The sequence below is a fragment of the Altererythrobacter epoxidivorans genome, from assembly GCF_001281485.1.
GTDB classification, from domain to species: domain Bacteria; phylum Pseudomonadota; class Alphaproteobacteria; order Sphingomonadales; family Sphingomonadaceae; genus Erythrobacter; species Erythrobacter epoxidivorans.
The window spans coordinates 1,498,750-1,511,033 of sequence record NZ_CP012669.1 but is presented as its reverse complement, the minus strand read 5'-3'; the positions used below and the strand labels follow the sequence as shown (position 1 = coordinate 1,511,033).

Annotated in this window: 9 protein-coding genes; 6 read left to right on the top strand and 3 right to left on the bottom strand. The window is 61.3% G+C overall.

The features are described 5' to 3' along the window. Positions 1 to 26 precede the first annotated feature (26 nt). Genes AMC99_RS07600 through AMC99_RS07590 form a run of 3 tightly spaced genes read left to right on the top strand, consistent with a single transcriptional unit; the run spans position 27 to position 4,506 of the window. A complete protein-coding gene (locus tag AMC99_RS07600; RefSeq protein ID WP_061924951.1) occupies positions 27 to 2,189 on the top strand; it encodes a type I secretion system permease/ATPase in 2,163 nt (720 codons plus the stop codon). Continuing rightward, positions 2,186 to 3,238, top strand: a complete 1,053-nt coding sequence (locus AMC99_RS07595; RefSeq protein ID WP_061924948.1) for a cell wall hydrolase — start codon at positions 2,186 to 2,188, stop codon at positions 3,236 to 3,238. Before AMC99_RS07600 ends, AMC99_RS07595 begins: the two co-directional genes overlap by 4 nt. Before the next feature lie 11 nt (positions 3,239 to 3,249). Next, on the top strand, positions 3,250 to 4,506 hold the full coding sequence (locus AMC99_RS07590) for an HlyD family type I secretion periplasmic adaptor subunit (RefSeq protein ID WP_061927824.1): 1,257 nt from the start codon (positions 3,250 to 3,252) through the stop codon (positions 4,504 to 4,506). Between the two features lie 16 nt (positions 4,507 to 4,522). Here AMC99_RS07590 and AMC99_RS07585 read toward each other — a convergent pair whose 3' ends face one another. From AMC99_RS07585 to AMC99_RS07575, 3 genes are all read right to left on the bottom strand, one after another. After that, the gene (locus AMC99_RS07585) at positions 4,523 to 5,521 is read right to left on the bottom strand and encodes a transglutaminase-like cysteine peptidase (RefSeq protein WP_061924945.1); all 999 of its coding nucleotides are present in this window, start codon (positions 5,519 to 5,521) and stop codon (positions 4,523 to 4,525) included. 248 nt (positions 5,522 to 5,769) lie between these two features. Continuing rightward, the gene (locus AMC99_RS07580; protein WP_061924942.1) at positions 5,770 to 6,354 is read right to left on the bottom strand and encodes a GNAT family N-acetyltransferase; all 585 of its coding nucleotides are present in this window, start codon (positions 6,352 to 6,354) and stop codon (positions 5,770 to 5,772) included. 330 nt (positions 6,355 to 6,684) lie between these two features. Further along, positions 6,685 to 8,304, bottom strand: a complete 1,620-nt coding sequence (locus AMC99_RS07575) for a hypothetical protein (RefSeq protein WP_061924939.1) — start codon at positions 8,302 to 8,304, stop codon at positions 6,685 to 6,687. Positions 8,305 to 9,104: 800 nt separating this feature from the next. Between AMC99_RS07575 and rpsL the strand changes: the two genes are divergently transcribed. The 3 genes from rpsL (at position 9,105) to fusA (ending at position 12,262) form a co-directional block, all read left to right on the top strand. Beyond that, positions 9,105 to 9,476: a 30S ribosomal protein S12 gene (rpsL, locus tag AMC99_RS07570; protein WP_010234651.1), complete on the top strand. Its 372-nt coding sequence runs from the start codon at positions 9,105 to 9,107 to the stop codon at positions 9,474 to 9,476. 146 nt (positions 9,477 to 9,622) lie between these two features. Next, the gene (gene rpsG / locus AMC99_RS07565) at positions 9,623 to 10,093 is read left to right on the top strand and encodes a 30S ribosomal protein S7 (protein WP_061924936.1); all 471 of its coding nucleotides are present in this window, start codon (positions 9,623 to 9,625) and stop codon (positions 10,091 to 10,093) included. 36 nt (positions 10,094 to 10,129) lie between these two features. Continuing rightward, positions 10,130 to 12,262, top strand: coding sequence for an elongation factor G (gene fusA, locus AMC99_RS07560; protein WP_061924933.1), 2,133 nt, complete (start codon positions 10,130 to 10,132; stop codon positions 12,260 to 12,262). The last annotated feature ends 22 nt before the right edge of the window (positions 12,263 to 12,284 follow it).

The following is a 12,284-nucleotide window of genomic DNA, read 5'->3' as shown; positions in this document are numbered from 1 at the left end:
GTTAATCCAAACCGCGAGGGTAATTCGTGCTGCAACAAAGTACGTCTGAAGCTCAGCTGCAGGCGAACGACCCGCTGATCGAGGCTATCGGTGAACTGGCGAGACGCTACGGGCTCGCCTTTTCACCGGCCTTGCTGGATTCGCTGGCTCGCGATGGGGAAGGGCGCCTGCCGTTCCACCAGGTCGCGCCCGCACTCGAGCATGCCGGCCTCGATTACGATATTCGCGACCATGCGAAACTTCCGACACGCGGCGACCACTATCCGGCCCTGATCGGCCTCGACGAAGGCCGCGCCGCTGTCGTCCACGAGGCACGGGACGGGCAGTTGCTCGTCTGGATGCCTGGCGGCTCAAGCATTGAGGAGACACCGGCGGAAGGCCGCTGGATGTCGCGCGACGACCTGCAACCGATGTATTCGGGGCGGTTCATCTCCGTTTTCGGCGATCCCGACTCCCTGCGCGAACAGGAAGCGCCGTGGCACAAGAAGGCCCGGCACCACTGGTTCTGGAGCGAGCTACGCAAGGAGCGAAAGTCCTTCCGCTCGGTCATCGTCGCCTCTCTGATCATCAATTTGCTCGCGCTTTCGCTGCCGTTGTTCTCGATGAACGTGTACGATCGCGTCATTCCCAACCGCGCTACTTCGACGCTGTGGGTCCTGGGCATCGGCGTGCTTCTGGCATTCGCAATGGAGTTTGCCCTGAGGGCGGCGCGTACCAATGTGATCGACGAGATCGGTCGCAGGCTCGACATCAAGCTGAGCCAGAAAATCTTCGGCCGGGTCCTCGGCCTGCCGCTCGCAGCAAGGCAGGGGAACACCGGCGCACTGGCTGCCCGCGTTTCCGAATATGCCGTGGTGCGCGACTTCTTCGCTTCGACGACCATCGTCCTGATCGTGGACCTCGCGTTCCTTGTCCTGTTCGTTGCCGTGATCGCCTACATCGCCGGGTGGCTGGCAATGGTCCCGCTTGTGGCAATGGTGCTGATGGCGGCGGCAGGTTTCTATCTCCAGCGCCAGGTCACCGATGCTGCCCGCGATGCGCAGTCCGACCATGGCCTGCAACAGACGCTGCTGGTCGAATCCGTTGCGGGCATGGAAACGCTCAAGTCCATGAATGGCGAACGCGCCATGATGGGCCGCTGGTACAATCTGGCCGATATCGGCAGCCATTCGCAGCGGCGTTTGAAGAAGATCCAGTCGGTTGCCGTCGGCCTTGCGCAGAGCTTCCAGCAGGTATCCTCGATCTCGCTCATCATCGGCGGTTATTACCTGTTCGACGCAGGCATCATCACAATGGGCGCGATCATCGCCATCGTCATGCTGGCGTCGCGATCGCTTGCTCCTGCCGGGCAGATCGCCTTCCTCCTCACCAGATTCCGGCAGGCGCGCGAGACTCTCGATTCGATCGAGCGGCTGTTCGATGTGCCCGACGAACGCCGAATCGGTGGATCGTCGCTACCTGCCACGGTGCGCAAGGCGACGCTTAAACTGGAAGATTGCACCTTCGCCTATCCCGACGCACCGGTCGTCGCGCTCGACCGTTTGAACCTCACGATCAACCCGGGTGAAAGGATTGCCCTCATCGGGCGTGTCGCTTCGGGAAAGTCGACGCTCGGGAGGTTAATTTGCGGACTTTATCAGCCTACGGACGGCGCTTTCCTGGTTAATGGCATCGACTCTCGCCAGTTCCGACCGCAGGATTTGCGCAGTGCTTTCCGCTTCGTAGGTCAGGACGCGACTTTGTTTACAGGTTCGATCAAGGACAATCTTTCGCTCGGCCATCCCGGCACGCCGGAAGAACAGCTGTTCGAGGCCCTGCGCCTCAGCGGTGCGGACGAGTTCCTTGCCCGTGATGACAGCGGCTTCGATCGCGCCGTGGGCGAACAGGGACGACGCCTCTCTGGCGGCCAGCGCAGCTTTCTCGCACTGGCCCGTGCCTTCGTCAGCCCCAGCGAACTGCTGTTCCTGGACGAGCCGACCGGCGCGATGGATTCGCAAACGGAAAGACTGTTCGTGGAGCGACTGAAGGGTTCGTTGTCGAAGGACCAGACGCTTGTGGTTTCGACCCACAGGCCCGCGCTGTTCGACCTCGTTGATCGCATTATCGTGCTCGACAAGGGCAAGGTGGTGGCCGATGGGACGAAAGCCGACATCCTCGCTCGCGCCAATTCCAAAGGGGGCATGCAATGAGCGAAGTCGCCCTGCCGAAACGCCCAGCATGGATGGAAGAAAGCGGCGCCGCGCATCACCGCATGGCGATTGGCGGCGGTTTCCTAGCGGCAATTGCGCTGGCGGTATCCTTCTCGTTCGGAACACCAGAGCCGGGCTATGCCGAAACGGGCATCACGATGAAGGCCCGCGAGGTTGCGCGCCTGCAATCGGTCGACCAGGGCGAGGGTGCCGAAATCGTTGTCGAAGGTGAAAGCGCGCAGGAACGCAATGCGTTGATCCCCACGTCGTCGCTTGCCCGTGTCAGCATGGGCGGATTTTCCGGCATCAAACTCGGTAGCGCGCAGTACGATACCGCGCTCAAGTGCCTGACGCAGGCGGTTTATTACGAGGCCGCCAACGAACCGCTCCAGGGCCGCCGCGCTGTCGCGCAGGTGGTGCTCAACCGGATGAAGCATCCGGCCTATCCCAACTCGGTTTGCGGCGTCGTGTACGAGGGTGTGAACCGCCGAGTGTGCCAGTTCAGCTTCACCTGCGACGGCTCGCTCTTGCGCGGTCCGATGGCGCGGCAATGGGCAGAAGCCCGCGAAGTCGCGAAGGCGGCACTGGCAGGGACGGTTGAACCTTCGGTTGGCTCTGCGACCCACTATCATGCGGATTACGTGGTTCCGCGCTGGGCATTTACCCTGGCCAAGATCAACAAGATCGGCGCGCATATCTTCTACCGTTTTCCGGGGCGCGCGGGCAGCAGCCCTGCGTTCGCAGCGCACTGGAGCGGCCGCGAATTCATTCCAGACATCAGCGAGGCGCGCCTTCGCGCCATGATGGCGGCGAACATGGATATACCGGTAGAACCCGAATACGTGCCGGGCACCACGGTGACGGCCCATGTCGCCGATCGCCATGCGCCAACTGACGTCGGCGGCCGGATCGATACCACCAAGACCTGGCGCCTTTCGATCCCGGATCCCGTGTCGGCAGAAGGGTCCTACAAGGCAGCGCTCGAACAGCAGGGTGAGGCTGTTGCCCAGCCTGCTGGCACAGCGGCGGGGGCCGGAGAGCAAAAGTGATCAAGGACCTGATGGCTCGGATTTCCGATTGGGATGCCAATCGCAAGCTTATCGCCGCCTGTGCGCTGACCCTTTTCGTGCTGCTGGCATGGGCCAGCGTGGCGCAGACCGAAGAAGTCACGCGCGGCATGGGCAAGGTGATCCCTTCGTCCAAGGCGCAGCTCGTCCAGCCTGCAGAACCTTCGACCGTCGCGGAAATCCTGGTGAGGGGCGGGCAGAGCGTGAAAAAAGGACAACTCCTGGTGCGTCTCGACGATGCGCAGTCGGCATCCGAACTCGGCCAGATCAGGACGGAAACCGAGCGTCTGCAGGCACGGGCTAACCGTCTGGAAGGTGAAGCATCGGGCAGCAGCGTCGATTGCGGTGAGGGGACATTGTGCTCCGAGGAACGCCGCTTGCAGCAGGTGCGCACGGCAGCGGCCCGCAGCCGCGAAGCCTCGCTCGCTGCCGCAGTAGAGCAGCGTCGCCGAGACCTCAGCGAAGCGCAAGCGACTGTTTCCACGCTTGAAAACAGCGTCCGGCTGGCGCGCGACCAGGTCAACATGCTCGAACCGCTCGCCAAACAGGGCATCGTGCCCAAGACCGAACTCCTCACAGCGCAGCGCGATCTCGTCGACACGCAGGGACGCTTGTCGGCAGCCCGCCAGGCGGCGGCTCGTGCGTCTGCCGGGATTTCGCAGGCCCAGTCCGATCTCAGTGCGGCGCGGCTCGAATTCCGCCAGCAGGCGCTCAACGAACGTTCGGAAATCAATACGCGCATCGCGGTCAACGAACAGACCATTCGCGGGGCCGAGGCACGGCAGGATCGCAACGAACTGCGTTCACCGGCCGATGGCATCGTCAACGACGTGCAGATCACCACCATTGGCGGTTTCGTGAACGCAGGCGAGAAGATCATGCAGGTCGTGCCGGTGGGCGACAAATTGCTGGTCGAAGCGCGCGTATCGCCGCGCGACATCGCCTTCATCAAGGTGGGCGACAAGGCCAACGTCAAGGTTACCGCCTATGACTTCGCCACATATGGCGGACTGTCAGGCAAGGTCCAGCAGGTGAGCGCCGACAGCATCTATGACGAGGTCGAACGCGAAACCTATTATACCGTGCTGGTCGAAACCGATCGTTCGTATCTGACGAAGGGCGGGCGCAGGCTGCCGATCGTCCCAGGCATGATTTGCGATGTCGAAATCATCACCGGATCAAAGACGATCCTGAGCTACCTGATGAAGCCGATCACTCGCGGCCTGAACCAGGCGCTGACCGAACGCTAGAACTGCCTGAATTGCCTCAGTTGGCGAGGGCGAGACGGCGCGGCTGCGCGGCCTCTGGCGCGACATATTTCCGGCCATGGAGGAAGCTTTCCCCACCGGCGAAGCTCATCACCGGACGATAGCCATAGTCCATCGAGGCGGGCGCAATGCGGTCGCTCTGCATGTCGAGCATGACCCATTCACCGCCGTTACGCACGAGCAGCACGGCGTGGTCGAGCCGGCGCATGGTGTCGCGTGCCAGTGTCAGCATCATGTCATCCGGAGAGACGCCTGCGGCACCGAGCAGCTGCATCTTGAGGATGGCATAGTCCTCGCAATCGCCCGCCCGGCTGGCCAGCGTGCTCGCGGCATCGGCCCAGCTGTCGCGGCGATCGCTCTTGTACCTGATCGAACGGTTTACCCAGGCGTTCACCTCGCCGAGCAACTCGTCGCGGTCGGCCGGGATCGCGCCGATGGCGGACGTAAGATCTCGTTGGGAAAGGGTGCGCGAGGACACCCGCTTCCACTCTGCGTCGAAACGCGTGCGACCGATCTTCACCCGCTCCGTACCGAGGAAACGGCCGCCCGAAGGCTGAGCCACGGTCTCGCGGCGCGGGATGGCGATGCCGGGAACGGAGCCCGTCGCCGCACGATCTTCCCGCGAAATGCAGGAGAATCCCATGGCGGCTAGGGGGACCGCACCGCTCGCTGCGGGAAGGGCAGGCGCGAGCGATGCGGCCCCTGCGGGCACAGCGGGAGTGCCGCCCGCATTCTGTTGCATCCGCATCCGTTCGAGCGCGCTGGGCTGCCCGCCCAGGATCGCTGCGCTCTTGCTCATGCCCGAAGCGATCTGCACCGGCGCGACGAAGGGCGAACGGATCGCCGGACGCGCCGGACAGTTCACCTGCGAAGCGCCGATCGCGGCGAGCGGCATTGCGCTCGGCACGGTCACCACCAGCGGGGCGGCCTCTGCCACGGCAGGCATGGCGCAAAGGCCAAGCGCGGTCGCAGCACGGATGAGAGGCTTCTTGAACATGCCCCCCGTTTGCGCGGGGAGGGACTAAGTTCGGGTTCGAAGGAAGGGTTACCAGCGCCCTAAGGGAGGTTGACGCGGGCCCCTCCAATCCTGCCTGCCGTGCGCCGCGCGACCCCTGCCAGCAGGCGATGCGAGGGTTAACGCGGTCTTGCCGCATCTCCGCGCAAGAGCCGCAAGCATGCTTAAATTCCTTGCCAGCGAGAAGGGCAGGGAGGCACCGCCTGTGCGCCCCCAAGGCCCGATTCGCATCACTCCATTGCGGCAAAGACCTCCGCAATTCCCGGCGGATCGCATTTAGCCCGCAGCCGCGCGATCGCCTCTTCCACGTCGAGGCTCAGCTCGAACACGCCCGCATCGTGCCCCACGTGCCGCCCGCCCAGCGAGCGGGTGAACTCGAGCGCGCTCGGATTGTCGGCGAGGATGCTGACGGCAAAGCCCGCAATCCCCTCGTCCCGCGCATCGAGCAGGATGGTGGCGGTCAGCAGCTTGCCGAGACCGAGTCCGTGATAGTCGTCGACGATGGCGACGGAGAACTCCGCACAATCCTCGTCCTCTTCGTGGCGAAAGGCGTGGACCGCGCCGATGGCGGGGCGGTCGGGCAGAGACATGTCGATCGCACCCCAGGCAAGGTGCGTGTGGCTGTCGGCATGGACCAGCCGCTCTATCACCCAGTCGGGCGGGGCCGCCGCGCCGGAGAAGAAGCGGAGATAGCGCGAACGCTGCGACATGCGCGCGATCCCGGCGCGCATCAGCTCGCCATCGTCCTCCGTAATCGTGCGGATGCAGACGGGCGTGCCGTTTTCGAGCGTTGTGTGGATCGACTTGCTGCTCATCCTCGCCCCTGCCGGTCGCGACCCGACGTGCGGGGGGACTATAGCGGCGCTTTGCCGCGCGGGGAATGGAGGGGGTTGGGAGAGGGTGTCCTGCTGCCCTGACGCTTCGATACATGAGGGCATTTTTGTCCGCCCTATCGCTTCGCTGCTTGAGGGCGGAAATCCTACTGGATGGAACACATGGAACACAGTCCATGAAGCGAAAAAAGCGCAGGCTTCAGCCGTTTTCGAGGGTGCGCTGCAGGAGAGGCGAAGCGGGCAGGACATGCCCGTTCACATCGCAAAATCGACCGAAGTAGGAAAATGAAGATGGCCCATGGAGGGGCAGCTTCAGGTCTGATTTTTTGCAGTCTCGATCATCTTGCGGACGGCCCGCTTGTCCCAGACGAAGACGCTCAGGCTTTTGGCGAGGGTGTCTTCATTGTTTTCCGCGAACGCAGGATCGCGAATTGCCTTTCCAAGCAGATCACCAGTGCTTGCGATGCGACCTTCCGGCAGATCTTTGTTTCTACGCTTCTCGATCATGCGCGCTGCTTCGATGTCCTCTGCTGCGAGCGCAGAAACGACGAGATAGAGTTGCAACAGGGGATCCGGCGACGGGTTCTGCTCGATCATCGAGGTCACAAGCTGTCGCGCATTCGAAGAGGTGACGATATTAGGACAAGCTGACGCATCTGCCTCCATTGCTGCGATTAGCGTCGGGTAAGAAATACCCTTTTCCTCGGCACGCTCGATGAAGAGTTTGGCTTCGTCGCAATTGCCTTCCGCCAATTCAACTTTTGCAGCGACGAAGTTCGCATATGGATTTCGGGGATCTGCATCGAGTGCCAGCTTCAATGATCGCCATGGAGCAGCCGACTTGCTGACAGGCTTGCCTTGATCGGCCAACTGCTGGAACCCGTTGAAAGCCCGTCTCGCCAACCAGAAAGACCGATAATCGCTATCCGGGAAATCTGCGAGGCAGCGATCCACAATGGTCGACGCATCACTTCCCTGCGTTCGCCTACCCTCAATCGCCAAAAAGCATTGATACCCAGACTTTGGTTGTCCGATGATCGTCTTGCGCTCTTCATTGGCAATGATGCCGTTCGGAGCAGTCAGGTAAACCAAGGCTGCTTGCAAGTCGTTCCGAAACTGGGATTCATTTTGAGGATCAACGTTGATCGTCCCGTTATAGAGAACGTCGTTCTCGCTATCTTCAAGCGCGAGATAGGCCTTGCTAACCCCGTCGCCGTCTGTGTCGAAGGTGATTGACAGAAGGTAGTCAGCATCTTTGCCAACGATTTGCTCGGTATAGGGTCGTGAAACCATCGAACTGGCAAGCAGTCGATCGGATAATCTCTTCGAAATTTCGACGAAATGATCGGTGTCGGCGCCGCTGCCTTGATCGTCGTTGACTGCTAGTTCGATCCGTGGCGGCTCCAACGATGCAGGCGCGGTTGCTCCCATATCGTCAAGCGCCTTGTAACCGAGATAGAAAACAACAGCGAGAAATGTCCCGACCGTGAGGATGAACAATTTTGCTCCTCGGTCGTCCTCTTCGTCCTCCGGATAACGGATGAAGCCATCTGGATTTGATCTCTTGCTTTCCTGATCGCTGTCGCGCCGTTTCAACGTCAGCAGATAGGCGTTATCTTCAAGGCCGACGATCATCCCGAACTTCGATCTGTTTCGGGAGTAATAGGCTTCGAGGTTTTTGCGAAGGCGAGAAATCTGGACACGTGGATAGCTATCGCTGGCGGCGTCGAAATCACTTGGCCGCGACAATCCATCGACTGCGATTTCGTATTGTGTTGGGGGCCGGCCGCCGTTGACGGTCCGTGCCAGCAAGAAGCGGAGCAACTGGCATTGAGCAGGTGCCCGCCTGAATGTCGGATCGGCAAGAATGCGCCCAACTTCGATGCGAAGTTGGTGCTCAAACCGAAAGTTTGGCCCCTGGTCCCCTGCCATTTTTCCTTATCGCGCCGTTAAGGTTCACTACGGTTGATTAACTTTGCGCGACGGTAGGGGGGTGACTTACGCATTGAAACTTAAGGTTTCCTGCAGGTGTCACCCGTGTAACGTTACATTGACGGTTTGATACTGCCTCCTCGGGTTAGTTACCGCGACAATCGGCGCATGGTCAGAAAGTGGTACCTTGTGCTTCTTTCGCTTGTGATGTGGTCCCTTCCACAAAATGCGACAGCGAAAGAGAGAGATGAGCAGAAGCGGACAGCGACCGCTTATGTTCAATCTCAGGTTCGAGTGCTCTCGGGGACGCGAGTTGGTTGGTCGCCAACAGACCCCGAGAGCCTCGAACTCCGCCATTCGGATCAGATGAACAACGTTTCGGTTAGCGTGCGGACGGTTGAAGTTGATGGCCGAGTTGTCCAGATACTAGCCGAGTTTCGCTAGGGATCGCCTTGGCCTCCCTTGACCAATCCCCCCAACAGCACTAAGTGCGCGCCAACCGAAGCGGGTTTCGACTCGCCTTGTGTTCAATAGAGCTGAACATTGCCGGTCATGTCCCGGGGGCCAGTCGCTGTTGCGGCATGGCTCTTTTCTATTGGGGCGATCCTCTGAAAACGAGGAACGCTTTCGGGGCAGCCGTCAAAGTAACCCGGTGGCCGTGCTGGCCGATGGGTGGAGCGTTTCAGGCTCGCGCGAAAATGCCCCTTCCGGTGCCACGGCATCGCTTGGCGCTGGCGCGATCCCGCACATTCCACCCGGCACCAGCATCGTTCCACCAGATCAAACGGTGAAGAGTACTTATGCCGACTATCAACCAGCTGGTCCGCAAGGGCCGCACTCCGCAGAAGACCAAGTCCAAGGTCCCTGCGATGGAGCAGAACCCGCAGAAGCGTGGCGTTTGCACCCGCGTCTATACCACGACGCCCAAGAAGCCGAACTCCGCACTTCGCAAGGTCGCCAAGGTGCGCCTGACGAACCAGCGCGAAGTCATCTCCTACATCCCGGGCGAAGGCCACAACCTGCAGGAGCACAGCGTTGTGCTCATCCGCGGCGGCCGTGTGCGCGACCTTCCGGGCGTTCGTTACCACGTCCTGCGCGGCGTACTCGACACCCAGGGCGTCAAGGACCGCAAGCAGTCCCGTTCGAAGTACGGCGCGAAGCGTCCGAAGTAATTTAGGCGCGGGAAGGCTCATTCGCATCACCCAGCCACCGAACCAGGTGGCTTCTGGGTGGTCGGCCAAAAGGTCGAGAACGCGGAGCGGGCTGGAGCCGCAAGGCATCACGGAGGTGGTGCCGCACTCCGAAGGAGTTAAACGAAATGTCACGTCGTCGTCGTCCCGAAAAGCGGGTCATCCTGCCCGATCCCAAGTTTGGTGATCAGGTCCTGTCGAAGTTCATGAACAACCTCATGCTCGACGGCAAGAAATCCACTGCAGAGCGCATCGTCTATGGCGCGCTCGACACCGTCGAAACCAAGGCGAAGGCCGATCCGGTCCAGCTGTTCCACGATGCCCTGAACAACGTGAAGCCGCAGGTCGAAGTCCGCAGCCGCCGCGTCGGTGGTGCGACCTACCAGGTGCCGGTCGAGGTTCGCCCCGAGCGTGCCCAGGCGCTGGCCATCCGCTGGCTGATCAGTGCCGCTCGCGGTCGTCCGGAAACCACCATGGCTGCCCGTCTCTCGGGCGAGCTGCTGGATGCGGCGAACAACCGCGGCAATGCCGTCAAGAAGCGCGAAGACACGCACCGCATGGCGGACGCCAACCGCGCCTTCTCGCACTACCGCTGGTAAACTTATCGAGGGGGCTGCCCCTCATGGAGACTTAACATGGCACGCGAATATCCGCTTGAGCGGTACCGCAACATCGGCATCATGGCCCACATCGATGCCGGCAAGACCACCACGACCGAGCGTATCCTCTACTACACCGGCAAGTCCTACAAGATCGGCGAAGTCCACGACGGCGCCGCTACCATGGACTGGATGGAGCAGGAGCAGGAACGCGGTATCACCATTACCTCGGCTGCAACGACCACCTTCTGGACCCCCGAAGATCCGACCATGGATCCGCGTTCGGCTCCCGAAGACCTGCGTGCAGACATGCCGAAGTACCGCATCAACATCATCGACACCCCCGGCCACGTCGACTTCACCATCGAAGTCGAACGTTCGCTGCGCGTGCTCGACGGTGCGGTTGCCGTGTTCGACGGCGTTGCCGGCGTTGAACCGCAGTCCGAAACCGTGTGGCGCCAGGCTGACAAGTACGGCGTTCCGCGCATGTGCTTCATCAACAAGCTCGACCGTACCGGTGCGGACTTCTACTACTGCGTCCAGTCGATCATCGACCGTCTCGGCGCGACCCCGCTGGTGCTTTACCTGCCGATCGGCGCGGAAAGCGACCTCCAGGGCGTTGTCGACCTCGTCAACAACCGCGGCATCGTATGGCAGGCCGAAGACCTCGGCGCTAAGTACGAATTCGTCGACATCCCGGCCGACCTTGCCGACAAGGCTGCCGAATATCGCGAAAAGCTGATCGAGACCGCCGTCGAACAGGACGACGATGTCATGGAAGCTTACCTCGAAGGTAACGAACCCGACGTCGCAACCCTGAAGCGCCTGATCCGCAAGGGCACCATGGCGCGTGACTTCGTTCCGGTTACCTGTGGTTCGGCATTCAAGAACAAGGGCGTCCAGCCCCTGCTCGACGCAGTCGTCGACTACATGCCGTCGCCGCTCGACGTTCCGGCCATCAAGGGCGTCCTGCCCGACAGCGAAGTCGAAGAAACCCGTCCGTCTTCCGACGACGAGCCCTTCGCTGCGCTGGCCTTCAAGATCATGAACGACCCGTTCGTCGGCTCGCTCACCTTCACCCGCATCTATTCGGGCAAGCTCTCCAAGGGCTCGGTCCTGAACTCGGTGAAGGACAAGAAGGAAAAGATCGGCCGCATGCTGCTGATGCACTCGAACAACCGCGAGGACATCGAAGAAGCATTCGCTGGCGACATCGTCGCACTGGCCGGCATGAAGGAAACCACGACCGGTGACACGCTGTGCGATCCGGCCAAGCCGATCATTCTCGAGCGGATGGAATTCCCCGAGCCGGTGATCGAGCTTTCGGTGGAACCCAAGACCAAGGCCGACCAGGAAAAGATGGGCGTCGCGCTCAACCGCCTGGCAGCCGAAGATCCGAGCTTCCGTGTCACCACCGACCACGAAAGCGGTCAGACGATCATCAAGGGCATGGGCGAGCTTCACCTCGACATCCTGGTCGATCGCATGAAGCGCGAATTCAAGGTCGAAGCCAACGTGGGCGCGCCGCAGGTTGCTTACCGTGAATACCTCGGCAAGCCGGTCGACGTCGACTACACCCACAAGAAGCAGTCGGGCGGTTCGGGCCAGTTCGGTCGCGTCAAGGTCCGGGTTACCCCGGGTGAACGTGGTCAGGGCTTCGTGTTCGAAGACGAGATCAAGGGCGGTAACATTCCGAAGGAATACATCCCCGCGATTGAAAAGGGTTTCCGCGAACAGGCCGAAAGCGGCCATCTCGTGGGCTTCCCGATCATCGACTTCACGGTGAACCTGTACGACGGTGCCTACCACGACGTCGACTCGAGCGCGATCGCGTTCGAAATCGCCGGCCGCGGCGCCATGCGCGAAGTGGCGGAACGTGCCGGTATCAAGCTCCTCGAGCCGATCATGAAGGTTGAAGTCGTGACTCCCGAAGATTACCTCGGCGACGTCATCGGCGATCTTAACAGCCGTCGTGGTCAGATCCAGGGTACCGACAGTCGCGGTAACGCACAGGCTGTTGAAGCCAACGTGCCGCTCGCGAACATGTTCGGCTACGTCAATGAGCTGCGTTCGTTTACCCAGGGCCGCGCCCAGTACTCGATGCAATTCAGCCACTACGACGAAGTGCCGGCGAATGTCGCGCAGGAAGTCAAGGAGAAGCTTGCGTAAGCAGGCGACAGGGTTTAGGGGC